At 67.3% G+C, this 14,821-nt stretch carries 12 protein-coding genes and 1 tRNA gene; 9 read left to right on the forward strand and 4 right to left on the reverse strand.

Translation table 11 applies throughout. The annotated features are described in order from the left end of the window. Nucleotides 1–594, reverse strand: coding sequence for a TetR/AcrR family transcriptional regulator (locus tag MKCMC460_RS25115; protein WP_236984405.1), 594 nt, complete (start codon nt 592–594; stop codon nt 1–3). Nucleotides 595–1,150: 556 nt separating this feature from the next. Here MKCMC460_RS25115 and MKCMC460_RS25120 point away from each other — a divergent pair. The 5 genes from MKCMC460_RS25120 (at nt 1,151) to MKCMC460_RS25140 (ending at nt 4,872) form a co-directional block, all read left to right on the forward strand. Then, a tRNA-Gln gene (locus tag MKCMC460_RS25120) sits at nt 1,151–1,222 on the forward strand. Nucleotides 1,223–1,325: 103 nt separating this feature from the next. Further along, nucleotides 1,326–2,807 carry a bifunctional UDP-N-acetylglucosamine diphosphorylase/glucosamine-1-phosphate N-acetyltransferase GlmU gene (gene glmU / locus MKCMC460_RS25125; protein ID WP_236977758.1) on the forward strand — a complete coding sequence of 494 codons (1,482 nt, stop codon included), beginning with the start codon at nt 1,326–1,328 and terminating at the stop codon, nt 2,805–2,807. 77 nt (nt 2,808–2,884) lie between these two features. Further along, a complete protein-coding gene (locus MKCMC460_RS25130; protein WP_236977759.1) occupies nt 2,885–3,865 on the forward strand; it encodes a ribose-phosphate diphosphokinase in 981 nt (326 codons plus the stop codon). Then, entirely contained in the window at nt 3,866–4,216 is a 351-nt protein-coding gene (gene arsC, locus MKCMC460_RS25135; RefSeq protein WP_236977760.1) for an arsenate reductase (glutaredoxin), read from the forward strand. 47 nt (nt 4,217–4,263) lie between these two features. Then, on the forward strand, nt 4,264–4,872 hold the full coding sequence (locus tag MKCMC460_RS25140) for an LpqN/LpqT family lipoprotein (protein WP_236984407.1): 609 nt from the start codon (nt 4,264–4,266) through the stop codon (nt 4,870–4,872). A 4-nt stretch (nt 4,873–4,876) separates the two neighbouring features. On the opposite strand, the gene MKCMC460_RS25145 is transcribed toward MKCMC460_RS25140, so the two are convergent. Next, nucleotides 4,877–8,161, reverse strand: coding sequence for a LuxR family transcriptional regulator (locus tag MKCMC460_RS25145; protein WP_238304995.1), 3,285 nt, complete (start codon nt 8,159–8,161; stop codon nt 4,877–4,879). 128 nt (nt 8,162–8,289) lie between these two features. On the opposite strand from MKCMC460_RS25145, the gene MKCMC460_RS25150 reads away from it, so the two are divergent. From MKCMC460_RS25150 to pth, 4 genes are all read left to right on the forward strand, one after another. Next, nucleotides 8,290–9,525 (forward strand): cytochrome P450, encoded by a 1,236-nt coding sequence (locus tag MKCMC460_RS25150; protein WP_238304997.1) that lies wholly within the window; start codon nt 8,290–8,292, stop codon nt 9,523–9,525. Further along, entirely contained in the window at nt 9,506–10,372 is an 867-nt protein-coding gene (locus tag MKCMC460_RS25155; RefSeq protein ID WP_236977761.1) for an oxidoreductase, read from the forward strand. Before MKCMC460_RS25150 ends, MKCMC460_RS25155 begins: the two co-directional genes overlap by 20 nt. A gap of 191 nt (nt 10,373–10,563) precedes the next feature. Continuing rightward, entirely contained in the window at nt 10,564–11,229 is a 666-nt protein-coding gene (locus tag MKCMC460_RS25160) for a 50S ribosomal protein L25/general stress protein Ctc (RefSeq protein ID WP_236977763.1), read from the forward strand. Between the two features lie 6 nt (nt 11,230–11,235). Next, the gene (gene pth, locus MKCMC460_RS25165) at nt 11,236–11,814 is read left to right on the forward strand and encodes an aminoacyl-tRNA hydrolase (RefSeq protein WP_238304999.1); all 579 of its coding nucleotides are present in this window, start codon (nt 11,236–11,238) and stop codon (nt 11,812–11,814) included. 118 nt (nt 11,815–11,932) lie between these two features. On the opposite strand, the gene MKCMC460_RS25170 is transcribed toward pth, so the two are convergent. Continuing rightward, on the reverse strand, nt 11,933–13,567 hold the full coding sequence (locus MKCMC460_RS25170) for a fatty acyl-AMP ligase (protein WP_236977765.1): 1,635 nt from the start codon (nt 13,565–13,567) through the stop codon (nt 11,933–11,935). Between the two features lie 229 nt (nt 13,568–13,796). Then, the gene (locus tag MKCMC460_RS25175) at nt 13,797–14,756 is read right to left on the reverse strand and encodes a 4-(cytidine 5'-diphospho)-2-C-methyl-D-erythritol kinase (protein WP_236977766.1); all 960 of its coding nucleotides are present in this window, start codon (nt 14,754–14,756) and stop codon (nt 13,797–13,799) included. Between the last annotated feature and the right edge of the window lie 65 nt (nt 14,757–14,821).

Consider the following 14,821-nt stretch of genomic DNA (forward strand, 5'->3'; position numbering starts at 1 on the left):
CTATTCGTCCTGCAGATGCGGGTCGGCCTCCAGGTGAGTCAGGCCGTTCCACATCAGGTTGACCAGGTGCGCGGCCACCACTTCCTTCTTGGGTTCGCGGGTGTCCAGCCACCACTGCGCGGTCATCGACACCGAGCCCACCAGCGCCTGGGCGTACAGGGGCGCCAAGTCGGGGTCCAGGCCGCGACGGGCGAAGTCGCCGGCCAGAATCGAGCTGACCTGGCTGACGGCATCGTTGAGCAAACTCGAATAAGTGCCCGAGCTGATCGCGGCGGGCGAGTCGCGGATCATGATCCGGAAACCGTCAGTGCGTTCTTCGACGTAAGTGAGCAGCGCCAGTGCCACCCGCTCGACGCGTACCCGGGACCGGTTGTTGGTCAGCGACGAGGTGATGCCGTCCAGCAGCGCCGACATCTCCCGGTCCACCACCACGGCGTAGAGGCCCTCCTTGCCGCCGAAGTGCTCGTAGACGACGGGTTTGGACACATTGGCGCGCTGGGCGATCTCCTCGATCGAGGTTCCTTCGTAGCCGCGTTCGGCGAACAGCGAACGCGCGATGCCGATCAACTGATGTCGGCGCTCGCTGCCGGTCATCCGGGCGCGCGGCGTGCGGGCTGGGGCCGAGGGTGCCGGGGATTCCCGATTGGGATTGGGCGCTTTGTCCGGTTCCGCCACGGGGATCAGCGTATCGGGCGGTCAAGCGTGCTGGTGGCCGCTTGGCGGGTGAACTGGTGGCGTTGAGTGTGCAGTGGCGGCGTCGAGTGTGTATTGAAGGCGTTGAGTGTGCATTGGAGGCGTCGAGTGTGCAGCCAGGGCGGGAAAATCGCGAAAATCCCGCCCTCAGTTCACACTCGACGCCGCCAGCTCACACTGGACGCACCAGCTCGCCCTGGATGCGAGCTCCGGGCGCAAGCGCCCGGCATCGTCGGCAGACTCAAGCCGGACTGTCGGCCTCCTCCTCCGGCCGCAAGCGCCCGGCATCGTCGGCAGACTCAAGCCGGACTGTCGGCCTCCTCCTCCGGCCGCAAGCGCCCGGCATCGTCGGCAGACTCAAACCGGATTGTCGGCCTCCTCCTCCGGCCGCAAGCGCCCGGCATCGTCGGCAGACTAAAGTCTCTGGGGCGGCGGCACGCACACCGCCAACACCCAATCCGTCGTGGTGTAATCGGCAGCACCTCTGATTTTGGTTCAGATAGTTCAGGTTCGAGTCCTGGCGACGGAGCTTCCGGCGGAGCGCCTTTTGCCCCGAGCGTCCCCAAAATGTCACCCTTAGCGGCGTATCCGCGTGCATTTGCGGACGCTCGGCCGAAACGTGAGGAGAGTTGATGACGTTTCGTGGTGACACCGACACCGCGGTCCTGGTGCTGGCCGCCGGGCCCGGCACCCGGATGCGCTCGGACACCCCCAAGGTGCTGCACACGCTCGGCGGCCGCAGCATGCTGTCGCACTCGCTGCACACAATGACCAAGCTGGCGCCTCAGCATCTGGTCGTGGTCCTAGGCCACGACCACCAGCGGATCTCCCCGCTGGTGGCCGAGCTGGCCGACACCCTCGGCCGCACCATCGACGTCGCGCTGCAGGACAAACCACAGGGCACCGGACACGCGGTGTTGTGCGGGCTGTCCGCACTGCCCGACGACTACGCGGGCACCGTGGTCGTCACCGCGGGCGACACCCCACTGCTGGACGCCGACACGCTGGCCGACCTGATCGCCGCCCACAACGCCGCCCAACCAACCGGCAAGGCCGCGGTCACCGTGCTGACCACCACGCTCGACGACCCGCACGGCTACGGCCGCATCCTGCGCACCCAGGACAATGAGGTGATGGCGATCGTCGAGCAGACCGACGCCACCCCGTCGCAGCGCGGCATCCGCGAGGTCAACACCGGCGTCTACGCCTTCGACATCGCCGCGCTGCGCTCGGCGCTGACCCGGCTGAGCTCCAACAACGCCCAGCAGGAGCTCTACCTCACCGACGTCGTCGCCATCCTGCGCCGCGATGGTTACACCGTCAGCGCCCGCCACATCGACGACAGCGCCGTGGTGGCCGGCGTCAACAACCGTGTGCAGCTCGCCGAACTGGGCGCCGAACTCAACCGCCGGATCGTGGCCGCCCACCAGCTGGCCGGCGTCACCGTCATCGACCCTGCGAGCACCTGGATCGACGTCGACGTGACGATCGGGCGCGACACCGTCATCCACCCGGGCACCCAACTGCACGGACGCACCCAGATCGCCGACCACGCCGTCATCGGCCCGGACACCACGTTGACCGACGTCTGCGTGGGCGCCGGCGCCTCGGTGATCCGCACCCACGGCTCGGAGTCGACCATCGGCGACGGCGCCACCGTCGGCCCGTTCACCTTCCTGCGGCCCGGATCGGTGCTCGGCGCCGACGGGAAGCTGGGCGCTTTCGTCGAGGTGAAAAACGCCACCATCGGCACCGGGACCAAGGTGCCGCACCTCACCTACGTCGGTGACGCCGACATCGGCGAGCACAGCAACATCGGCGCGTCCAGCGTGTTCGTCAACTACGACGGCACCACCAAGAGCCGCACCACGATCGGCTCCCACGTGCGCACCGGCTCGGACACCATGTTCGTCGCGCCGGTCACCGTCGGCGACGGCGCGTACACGGGCGCCGGGACGGTGATCCGCGAGGATGTGCCGCCGGGTGCGCTGGCGGTGTCGGCGGGTCCGCAACGCATCATCGAGAACTGGGTGCAGCGCAAACGGCCCGGGACCGCCGCCGCTAAAGCCGCCGAAGAAGCCAACCGCAAACCCGACGCCGGCCCGACATCGTGATTTCAATTTCCGGCAACCCGGCTACGATGGGGCGTTCTTGTTTTGATTCTGTTCCGATCCCGACATAAGGCAGCCCGGTGAGCCACGACTGGACCGATAACCGCAAAAATCTGATGCTGTTCAGCGGCCGCGCCCACCCGGAGCTGGCCGAACAGGTGGCCAAGGAACTCGACGTCCACGTCACCGCGCAGACGGCGCGCGACTTCGCCAACGGCGAGATCTTCGTGCGCTTCAACGAGTCGGTGCGCGGGTGCGACGCCTTCGTGCTGCAGTCCAACCCGGTGCCGGTCAACACCTGGCTGATGGAACAGCTGATCATGATCGACGCGTTGAAGCGGGGCAGCGCCAAACGGATCACCGCGGTGTTGCCGTTCTACCCCTACGCCCGGCAGGACAAGAAGCACCGCGGCCGCGAGCCGATCTCGGCGCGACTGGTGGCCGATCTGCTCAAGACCGCGGGCGCCGACCGGATCGTGACCGTGGACCTGCACACCGACCAGATCCAGGGCTTTTTCGACGGCCCGGTGGACCACATGCGCGGGCAGAACCTGCTGACCGGCTACATCCGCGACAACTACCCCGACAGCAACATGGTCGTGGTCTCCCCGGACTCCGGCCGGGTGCGCATCGCCGAGAAATGGGCCGACGCATTAGGTGGCGTTCCACTTGCCTTTATCCACAAGACCCGCGACCCCCGGGTGCCCAACCAGGTGGTGTCCAACCGCGTGGTCGGTGAGGTGGCCGGACGCACCTGCGTGCTGATCGACGACATGATCGACACCGGCGGCACCATCGCCGGCGCGGTCAAGTTGTTGCGCGACGACGGCGCCAAGGATGTGATCATCGCGGCCACCCACGGGGTGCTGTCCGACCCGGCCGCCGAGCGCCTGGCCGGCTGCGGAGCCCGCGAGGTGATCGTGACAAATACGCTGCCGATCAACGAGGAGAAGCGTTTCCCCCAACTCACCGTGCTGTCCATCGCACCGCTGTTGGCCAGCACCATCCGCGCGGTCTTCGAAAATGGCTCGGTAACAGGACTTTTCGACGGAGACGCATAGATGGGCTCGGGTCACACCGTCATCTACCACAACCCCAAGTGCAGCACCTCCCGCAAGACACTGGATTTGTTGCGCGACAACGGATTCGAGCCGGAAATCGTGCATTATCTGAAGACGCCCCCGTCCCGGGACGAATTGGTGCGGATGATCCGCGATGCCGGCATCGAGGTGCGTGCCGCGGTGCGCAAGCGGGAGGCGCTGTATACCGAACTCGGGCTGGCCGACGCCGATGACGAGAAATTGCTCGACGCGATGGCCGAGCACCCGATCCTGATCGAACGACCGTTCGTCGTCACACCGAAAGGCACCCGGCTGGCCCGTCCTATCGACGCGGTACGCGAGATTCTGTGACGTTTCGGGCAATTCAGGCACGCGCGGCAGTAATCCTCTGCCTGGCCATGACACTGGTGGCGTGTGGACCGAAAAGCCCCGACTACCAGTCGATCTGGACGACCAGTTCGACCACCAGCAGCGTCTCGGCCGCCCCGACGACACCGATCGTGCCGCTGTCGAAGTACCTCGACAGCGAGGGCGTCACCGGCATTCCGGTCTCACCGGGTGAGCTGACCGACCTGACGGTCTCGATGCCCACCCCACCGGCCTGGGGACCACGGGAGCCCGACGCGAAGACCGCGCCCAAGGCCGTGGTGATCTCCAAGGGGAACAACTATCCGGCTGCCATTCTGATCGTGCTTCGGCTGCGCGGCGACTTCAACCCAACCGAGGCGATCAAGCACGCCAATGCCGATCTGCCGCAAGGCTTTCGCCGGCTCGACGGCTCCGAGGCCGACTTCAACGGCTTTCCCTCGTCGATGGTGCAGGGCACTTATGAACTCAAGGGTGCGCGGATGCGCAGCTGGCAACGGGTGGTGCTGGCCACCGGTTCCGGCCCGGACAACCAGCGGTATCTGGTTCAGCTGAACATCACCAGCTTCGACGGGCAGGCGGTGGCGGAGTCCAACGACGTCGAGGCGATCATCCGCGGGTTCGTGGTCGCCAAGAAATAGCGCCCTAGTGGCGACCCGCTTCTTGGACCAGCTGCACCCGGGAGGCCAGGCCCAGTTTGGCGTAGACGTGGGTGAGGTGGGTCTGCACGGTGCGGGGTGAGACGAACAGCCGCGCGCCGATCTCCTTGTTGCCCAAGCCTTCTGCCACCAGCCGCACCACATCGAGTTCCATCGGCGTCAGCGACCCCCAGCCGGTGGCAGGGCGCTTGCGTTGACCGCGGCCGCGCTGCGCATAGGCGATGGCCTCCTCCGTGGACAGCGCGGCGCCCTCGGCCCAGGCGGAGTCAAAAACATCCTGCCCCAATGACTCTCGCACCGACGCTACCGTCACCTCATAATCGGGCTGATGCATGGGAAGGCGGGGATGTTCCATGCGTCGCCGGATGGCATCGGCGGCGCCGAGCAGACGCGCCGCGTACCCGGTGCTCTCCTCGCCGGCCGCAAGGCGAGCAAGGCATTCCAGTGTGTCGTCGACCCGCAGATAGGCTTGAGCGCTGGTGGCGACAGCGAGGGCTTCATGGGCGTCGCGCTCCGCCTGCCCCGGATCACCTTGGGCCAACGCGATATACGCTCGAGACAGGAGCGCCTCCGCCCGGTACCAGCCCGGTACTAGCGCGACCGCTTCGTCCGCCCAGCGACGCGCGGCGACCAGGTCACCACGAGCCAACGCCGCTTCGGGCGCCATAGTGATACTCCTCGTTAACAATTCGCGCATCGGATTCGTATTGCGAAACGCCATCTCGACTGCGGTCATCGCCGCCGTGGCATCGCCTTCGGCAAGAGCGGCATAGACGAGCACCCCGTAGACCGCGTCGGCGAGGTAGCCACCTATCGCGTTCGCGGTGTTCAGGGCCGACTGCGCTGCGGCCCGCGCAGCAGCTGATTGACCCTGCGCCGAAAGCGATACGCTGAGGCTCACGTAACCGAACACCGTCAGGATGTGGTTGCCGGCCTCCCCGGCTTCCTCGGCCGCGGACCGGGCAACTTTAGCGCCGGCGGCCGGATTGCCATGCAGTGTCAACGAAATTCCCAGCCAGGCGCGGCAGTTTCTTGAGAAGAACCGGTCACCGATCGCGTCGGCGAGGTCAAGTCCTTGTTCGGCGGCGGCTATCGCCGCGAACGGCTCTCCGGCCATAGCCGCTGCAACCGCCTGGTAACTGAAGATTTGGCACAGGTTCCACCGATCACCGGTCGCGACGGCCAGCTCGACTGCCTCGGCGAAGTAGGGCTCGGAGAGTCCGGGCGCGTAGACGCACACCATTCCGCAGGCGATGAGCGCCTGGGTAATCAGCACAGGGTCACCGATTTCACGCGCGGTCGCCAGCGCATCCTGCGGTCGGGCCCACCCCAAAGGAATGCCGACCCACGACGCGAGGATGCTGTAATAAGCCACCGCGCCCGCCCACACCGCCGGTGTTATTCCCGAATGATCATCGTCGGCCAGGATGTAGGAAAGACCGGTCAGCGCCTCCTCGGCTCGGCCCGTGTGTAACCACAGCGGCCGCAACGACGATATGAGCTGAAGTGCTGTCTCCAGTTCGGATTTCTCGCAGCTCCACGCGAAGGCCGCCCGCAGATTGTCGATCTCGGTCTGTGCCCAACGGACCAATTCGTCATCGGCGGAGTGGCCGCGCGAGGCGAACTCGGCGGCCGCGGCGGTGTAGTAGTCGCGGTGACGCGTTCGCACCTGGTCGGCCTCGCCGGATTCACCGAGCTTCTCCTGCGCGTACTGGCGCACGGTCTCAAGTAGCCGGTAACGCATCCCGGTGTCCGATTCATCAGCCACCACAAGAGATTTGTCGACCAGCAGGCCAAGCTGGTCCATCAGCTGATAGCCCTCGACCTCGCTGCCGGCACCCACCGGCTGGGCGGCGTCGAGATCGAACCCGCCGGCGAACACCGCCAACCGGCGCAACAGCACCCGCTCAGGTTCGGTGAGCAACGCATGCGACCAATCCACCGAGGCCCGCAGCGTCTGCTGACGGCGCACCGCGGTGCGCGCACCGCCGGTCAACAATCGAAACCGGTCGTGCAGGCTGTCGACGATCTGCTGGAGCGACAGCGCCCGAATACGTGCCGCGGCAAGCTCGATGGCCAACGGCATGCCGTCCAGACGTTCGCAAATCTCACCCACCAACGCGCGGTTGTTCTCGCCGACAACGAAATCCGCGCGAGCCCGGCGGGCGCGGTCGGCGAACAACTCGACGGCCTCGTCGTCAAGCGCTAGCGACGGCACCCGCCAGGCGATTTCACCGGGCACCGCCAGTGGCTCGCGGCTGGTAGTCAGAATCGCCAAGTACGGGCAACTTCCAAGCAATTCAACGACAATCGATCCACACACGTCAAGCAGGTGCTCGCAGTTGTCGAGCACCAGCAGCACTGTCTTCTCGCCGATGAACCGCTTCACCGTGTCCATGGTGGACAGCCCCGGCTGATCGGGTAACCCGAAGGTGCGCGCGACGGTAATCACAGCCATAGCGGGATTGGTCAGCGGCGCCAGGTCGACATACCAGATCCCGTCGCCGAAGTCGGCGGTCAGTTGGGCACTGACCTCGACCGCCAACCGCGTCTTGCCCACTCCGCCGGCACCGGTCAACGTCACCAACCGATTGCCGGTGATGATCGAGCCCAGCTCGGCGATCTGTGCCTGGCGACCAACGAAACTCGTAAGTTGCGCCGGAAGGTTGTGTGACGCTGTAGCGCTACGCACCCGCAGCAGCGGGAACTCGTTACGCAAAGCCGGATGACACAACTGCACCACCCGCTCCGGACGCGGCACACCTTTCAGCGGATAGCTACCCAGATCGGTCAGCCACACCCCGTCGGGCAGACGGTCGGCCACCAACTCCGCGGTAACCCCCGACAACACCGTCTGCCCACCATGCGCCAGATCCCTTACCCGCGCCGCCCGGTTGATCGTCGGCCCAGCGTAGTTGCCCTCGTCACGCAACTGAATCTCACCGGCGTGCAACCCAATCCGGATCCGGATCGGCGCCAGCGGGGCACGCTGCAACGCCAGCGCGCAGGCTACGGCGTCAGATGCGCAGGCAAAAGCAGCCACGAAACTGTCGCCCTCGCCCTGCTCCACCGGTCGCACCCCGCCATGCCCGGCGACGGCCTCGTCGACGGCGCGATTCAGCAAGCCCAACGCGGCCGTCATCTGCTCGGGCTGGGTCTCCCACAGCCGCGTCGAGCCCTCGACGTCGGCCAGCAGCAACGTCACCGTCCCGGTCGGCAGCAACTCACTCAAGCTCCAGCTCAGCGTTGGTATCTCCGTGTGTTGGCTCATGGTAGCCAGCATCACGCCCGCAACGCGGGCAATACATCCGCCTAAGCGCGCATATACGCGCACCGGCGCCGGCAAACTACGCGCTGCGGCGGATATTTTCGGCTCTCAAACGCCGGATAGTCGCTGCCATGACTACCACCACCGCACTCGACTGCCCCACCATCGCCTACCACCACCTCACCGATCCAGCGGACGCACACCGGGTCATCGCCGCGGCCCGCGCCCAGTCCCCGATCGCCATCGGGCCGTACGGGCCCGAGGTGCTGACCTATGAACTGGTCCGCACCGTATTGCGGGACGACCGGTTCGTCACCGCCGACGGCCTGGGATTGGGCACCTTCGGCATCACCTCCGGCCCGTTGTGGGAGCGGGCGGTGCGCAACATCCTGGGCATGGACGGGGTGGAGCACCACCGGTTGCGCCGCTTGGTGTCCAAAGCGTTCTCTCCCCGCGCCGCCGAGCGGCTGCGCTCCCTGTCCGTCGAGATCGTCACCGGGCTAATCGACGACATCGAGGACGGGCATTGCGACGTCGTCGCCGATATCGCCCGGCCCTACCCCACCCCGATCATCAGCGCGCTACTGGGCGCCCCGCCCGAAGACTGGCAGCTGTTCTCCGCCTGGACCGAAGACATCAAGAAGGTGTTCGAGCCCACCGTCGCCGAGGACGCGCCGCGGATCCTCGCCGCGTGGAACGCGTTGGACGCCTACCTCAAGGACCTGATCGCAACGCGGCGCAATTCGCTGACCGACGACCTGGTCTCCGATCTGATCCGCGCCGAAGACGACGGCGACCGCCTCACCCGCGACGAACTGCTGATGCTGTGCGGCACACTGCTCGGTGCGGGCACCGACACCACCCGCAACCAGCTCGCCGCGGCGGTACAAACGCTGGCCGCCCATCCGGATCAGTGGGCGATGGTGGCCCGCCAACCCGAATCCGCTGCCGACGCCGTCCATGAGCTGATTCGTTACAGCCCAATCATTTTCGGGGTCATCCGGCAAGCCGCCGAGGACATCGAGCTGGGCGGCTTGCCGATTCCGGCCGGCACGCTGGTGGTGGCCAACACCGCCTCCGCCAACCGCGACCCCGCAGCCCACCACGATCCCGACGAACTCGACATCACTCGCCGCAACCCGGCGGCCATCCTCAGTTTCGGCGGTGGCGTGCACTACTGCCTGGGCGCGCACCTGGCCCGACTGGAGCTGACCGAGGCGCTGCGAGTGATCACCGCACGCATGCCCAACCCGCGCCTGGCCGGTTCGGGCCGGTGGCCGGGGATGGCCGGGATCACCGGACCCCTGAGCCTGCCGCTCGAGTTCGACCGCTGCATACAGTGGGGACATGACTTGGACCGCAGCTGATCTTCCCTCCTTCGCCGGACGCACCGTCATCATCACCGGAGCCAACAGTGGCCTGGGCGCGATCACGGCCCGCGAGCTGGCCCGGGTCGGCGCAACGATCGTGATGGCCGTCCGCAACACCGAGAAGGGCGAGAAGGCGGCAGCAGGAATCGCCGGCGACGTGCAAGTGCGTGCGCTGGACCTGCAGGACCTGTCGTCGGTGCGGGCGTTCGCCGAGGGCGTCGACGCCGCCGACATCCTGATCAACAACGCCGGCATCATGGCCGCGCCGTTCACGCTGACCAAGGACGGTTTCGAAAGCCAGATCGGCACCAACCACCTGGGCCATTTCGCGCTGACCAACCTGCTGTTGCCCAAGCTGACCGACCGGGTCGTCACGGTGTCGTCGATGGCGCACTACCCCGGCCGGATCAACCTCGACGACCTCAACTGGCAGCACCGCCGGTATTCGCCGTGGCTGGCCTACAGCCAGTCCAAGCTGGCCAACCTGCTGTTCACCAGCGAACTGCAGCGCCGGCTCGACGCGGCCGGCTCCAAACTGCGCGCGCTGGCGGCCCATCCCGGTTACTCGCACACCAACCTGCAGGGCGCCTCCGGACGCAAGCTCGGGGACGCCGTCGTCTCGGCGGCGACGAGACTGATCGCCACCGAAGCGGACTTCGGCGCCCGGCAGACCCTGTATGCGGCCTCCCAGGACTTGCCCGGCGACACCTTCATCGGTCCCCGATTCGGCCAGTGGGGCCGCACCCAAGCGGTCGGCCGCAGCCGGGCGGCGAAAGATGGCCAGACCGCCACCGCGCTGTGGGAGCTGTCCGAGCAACTCACCGACACGAAATTCCCGCTCTGAGCCCGTGCCGAGCAAACCCAAAGGTGCCTCGAATCGCCTGCTCGAAGGGGCTTTTGCGTCTGCTCGCGCTGCTGGGGTAACCTGACCGGGCGTCACGGCGAGGGTGCACCGGCTAGACCAGCACCGTTATCGACGGAGACCGACAGATTCGTCGCGATCCTGGCCGTGCCCTACACACAGGAGCGACTTTTATGGCTAAAGCCACCGTCAACCAGCTTCCCGCCACGGTGCGTACCGAGACCGGCAAGGGCGCCTCGCGCCGCGCCCGTCGCGAAGGCAAGATTCCCGCCGTGCTGTACGGCCACGGCGCCGACCCCCAGCACCTCGAGCTGCCTGGCCACGACTTCGCGGCCGTGCTGCGGCACTCCGGCACCAACGCCGTGCTGACCCTGAGCATCGACGGCAAGGAGCAGCTGGCGCTGACCAAGGCCCTCGACATCCACCCGATCAAGCGCAGCATCCAGCACGCCGACCTGCTGGTGGTGCGGCGCGGCGAGAAGGTCAACGTCGAGGTGAACGTCATCGTCGAAGGTGAGGCCGGGCCGGACACCCTGGTCACCCAGGACGCCAACGCCATCGAGATCGAGGCCGAGGCGCTGTCGATTCCCGAGCAGTTGACCATCTCGGTCGAGGGTGCCGCGGCCGGCACCCAGTTCACCGCCGGCCAGATCCAGCTGCCCGACGGCGTCTCGCTGGTCTCCGACCCCGAGCTGCTGGTGGTCAACGTGGTGCAGGCGCCGACGGCCGAGGATCTGGCCGAAGAGGGCGCCGGCGAGGAAGGCGCGGCGGCCGGGGCAGCGGCCGGCGAAGAGGCCGAAGGCGAGCCTGCTGCCGAGGCCGAAGCCGAGTCCGAGTAGCGCGACGTGGCCGAACCGCTGCTGGTGGTCGGCCTGGGCAACCCGGGCGAGAACTACGCCCGAACCCGGCACAACGTCGGGTTCATGGTCGCCGATGTGCTCGCGGCCCGGCTGGGCGCAAAGTTCAAGGCGCACAAGCGCTCTGGTGCCGAGGTGAGCACCGGCCGGCTGGGCGGACGCGCGGTGGTGCTGGCCAAGCCACGCTGCTACATGAACGAATCCGGGCGACAGGTGGGGCCGCTGGCGAAGTTCTATTCGGTGCCGCCCGCCGACGTCGTCGTCATTCATGACGACCTCGACCTGGATTTCGGCCGCATCCGGCTGAAGCTGGGCGGCGGTGAAGGCGGCCACAATGGGCTGCGTTCGCTGGCTGCCGCGTTGGGCAGCAAGAACTTTCAGCGGGTGCGTATCGGAATCGGCCGTCCGCCCGGACGCAAGGATCCGGCGGCGTTCGTGCTGGAGCCGTTCAACGCCACCGAGCGCCCGGAGATCCCGACCATCTGCGAGCAGGCTGCCGATGCCACCGAGCTGCTGATCGAACTGGGCCTCGAACCCGCGCAGAACCGCGTGCACGCCTGGGGTTGAATCGACGCCACAACAGCCGGCTACGCGTTCAGACGCGTGAATCCTGGGCGAAACCAGGCGTCAGAACCGCCCTGTGTTCACGCGACGCGAGCGCCCAGCCGCCGGGGCCCGCTGCAGCCTAGGTGACCAGCGTGACCGAGTTCGCCCGGCGCAGCTTGCCCGACGGCGTCTTCGGGATGGTCCCGGGCCCGAGCACCACGACGTTGCGGGGCCGCACGTCGACCTCCTTGACGACCTCGTGGGCCACATCGTGCTCGATGCGCCGCACCTCGGCCGGGTCCTCGAACGCATTCGATTCGACCGCGACGGCGAACGACTCCCGCGAATGCCCGGCGTCCAGACGTACCGCCACCGCACAACCCGGACGGACACCGTCAACGCGGCCGGCGGCCCGCTCGATGTCGGTCGGATAGATGTTGCGGCCGGCCATGATGATGACGTCCTTCACCCGGCCGCACACCACCACATGCCCTTCGTCGGTGAGGTAGCCCAGGTCGCCGGTGTCGTACCAGCCGTGTTCGTCCTGGGCCGGCATGAAGCCGCCCATCGTGATGTAGCCGGGGGTGACGCACTCGCCGCGCAACTCGATGACACCGACGCCCCGCGCCGGCACCACGTTGCCGTCCTCGTCGACGATCCGTGCTTCCAGATCCTGCAGCAGCGGCCCCAGCGTGGCCAGCCGGCGGGTGTTGCCCTTGGTGGCGGGCACGGCCCGGCGCAGCGCGACCAGCAGGTCGTTGTCGACCTCGTCGACCACCAGCCCGGAATTGCACTTCGAGAACGACACCGCCAGCGTCGTCTCGGCCATGCCGTAGGCCGGCAGAATCGCCGAGGGCCGCAGACCGAACGGCTTGCCCGCGTCCAGCAGGTCTTCGACGTCGGCCGGCTCGACAGGCTCGGCGCCGGACAGCGCGAACCGCAGCGTGGACAGGTCGAACTGGCCCGGCTTGGCCTGCCGGCGCAGCCGCTTGGCCAGCAGTGCGTAGGCGAAGTTGGGCGCCGCGGTCATGGTGCCCTTGTACTTGTCGATCAGCTTGGCCCACAGCAGGGTGTCCCGCAGGAAGTCCATCGGGGTGACCTTGACCAGCTCGGCGCCGAAGAACATCGGGATAGTCAGGAACCCGACCATGCCCATGTCGTGGAAGCAGGGCAGCCAGCTGACCATCACGTCTTTGTCGACGTCGTACTCGGCCCCGATGAACATCGCCTCGGCGTTGGAGTAGATGTTGCGGTGGGTGATCTGGACCGCTTTGGGAGAACCGGTGGAACCGGACGTCAGCTGCATCAGCGCCAGGTCGTCCTCGCCGACCTCGATCGGGTCGATCGGCTGCCACGCCAGCAGGTCGGCGACGGTGAGGACCTTGATGCCCTTCTGCTCGAGCACCGGGATCGCGACGGTGAAAGGCTCCGAGACCACCACGGCTTTGGCCTCGATCATGCCGATGACGGTCATCGTGTCTTCGGCCCACACGGCCAGGTCGGTCCGCGGCGTGGGCTGGTGCAGCATGGTCAGGCTGGCCCCGCGCATCCACAGGCCCTGCGCGGTCGGGGCGATTTCGACCGGGAAGCCGGCGAGCACGCCGACGGCGTCGCCGAGGCCGATACCGGCGGCGGCCAGCCCACCGGCGATGCGGCGTGCGCGCTCGTGCACCTCGCCCCAGGTGTGCCGGACGGGTTCGTGGGGTTCACCGGTCACCATGCCCGTCGTCGCCGTGCGGGCATTGTGGAACATCTTCTCGGTAAACCTGCTCACGCAAACCTCCTCGGTCCAACGCTTCCCCAAGGTCCGGGTTTTCATGTTCCACCTGCCACATCTCGCTTCGAGGCAGGCACGCATACATATTGGGAAGCGTTTAGGTCTCGATTTGGTGATGAGCTCTCAGTCGTGGCTACTCGTCACCGCGGCTCATCTTAAGCAACTCTTAAGTAACTGCCAAACGTAGACACGATTTGAGTGACATGTCACAGCTAGGTAAACGGCGTCACACGTCGTTGGCGGGTGCCGGCACCACCCGGGCACCCGGCGCCGGACCGGTGGCAACCCGAACGGTGCGGCAGACGCCCGCACCCGACAGCTGAGTGCCGACGTCGACGGCGGCGTCGGCGGAATCGCAGAGGAAGGCACAGGTGGGCCCGGAGCCGGACACGATCCCGGCCAGCGCGCCCGCCTCGACCCCGGCGCGCAGGGCGCGTCGCAGCGCCGGATCCAGGCTCACCGCGGCGGCCTGCATCTCGTTGCCCAACAGCGGGGCCAGCTGCCGCGGGTCGCCGGCGGCCAGGGCGGCCAGCACCGGGCCGGGCTCGTCCAGCCGCGGCGGGTCCCCGACTTCGCGGAGCCGGTCCAGCTCGTTATACACCTGTGGCGTCAGCAGCCCGCTGTCGGCGAACGCCAGCACCCAGTGGAACGTGTTGCGCGACAACACCGTCGCCAGCTCTTCGCCGCGCCCGGTCCCCAGCGCGGTGCCGCCATGCAGCGCGAACGGCACGTCGCTGCCCAACTGGGAGGCCATCAGGCGCAGGTCGCGGCGGGGCAGATTGAGTTCCCACAGGGCGTTCATGGCCACCAGCACCGCGGCCGCGTCGGCGCTGCCGCCCGCCATGCCCCCGGCCACCGGGATCGACTTGTCGATGAAGATCGACACGTCCGGGGCGCGGCCCACGTGGTCGGCCAGCAGTTCGGCGGCCCGCCACGCCAGGTTGCCGTCGTCGGTGGGCAGCGTGTCGGCGCCCTCGCCGACCACCTCGAGTGAGAGCACGTCGGCGTTGCGGACCGTCACCTCGTCGAACAACGAGATGGCGTGGAACACCGTCGTCAGCTCGTGGTATCCGTCGTCGCGCCGGTCACCGACCGCCAAATAGAGGTTGACTTTCCCCGGTACCCGAACGGTGACGGATCCAGTCGGCACCCATAACTCGGCGGTGTTCCCCTCAGTCCCAGCCACCGCAGCAGACTATCCCCGCACCGCGTGCACCACACGCGGTGGCACCGTCCAGGCGGCCCGACGAC

The organism is Mycobacterium sp. 20KCMC460, assembly GCF_022179425.1.
GTDB lineage: Bacteria > Actinomycetota > Actinomycetes > Mycobacteriales > Mycobacteriaceae > Mycobacterium > Mycobacterium kiyosense.

Excerpts from the sequence above, each read along its gene's own strand:
- glmU (WP_236977758.1), top strand. The coding sequence starts at position 1,326 with ATGACGTTTCGTGGTGACACCGACACCGCGGTCCTGGTGCTGGCCGCC.
- MKCMC460_RS25140 (WP_236984407.1), top strand. The coding sequence starts at position 4,264 with ATGACACTGGTGGCGTGTGGACCGAAAAGCCCCGACTACCAGTCGATC.
- arsC (WP_236977760.1), top strand. The coding sequence starts at position 3,866 with ATGGGCTCGGGTCACACCGTCATCTACCACAACCCCAAGTGCAGCACC.
- MKCMC460_RS25160 (WP_236977763.1), top strand. The coding sequence starts at position 10,564 with ATGGCTAAAGCCACCGTCAACCAGCTTCCCGCCACGGTGCGTACCGAG.
- MKCMC460_RS25155 (WP_236977761.1), top strand. The coding sequence starts at position 9,506 with ATGACTTGGACCGCAGCTGATCTTCCCTCCTTCGCCGGACGCACCGTC.
- MKCMC460_RS25145 (WP_238304995.1), bottom strand. The coding sequence starts at position 8,161 with ATGAGCCAACACACGGAGATACCAACGCTGAGCTGGAGCTTGAGTGAG.
- MKCMC460_RS25115 (WP_236984405.1), bottom strand. The coding sequence starts at position 594 with ATGACCGGCAGCGAGCGCCGACATCAGTTGATCGGCATCGCGCGTTCG.
- MKCMC460_RS25150 (WP_238304997.1), top strand. The coding sequence starts at position 8,290 with ATGACTACCACCACCGCACTCGACTGCCCCACCATCGCCTACCACCAC.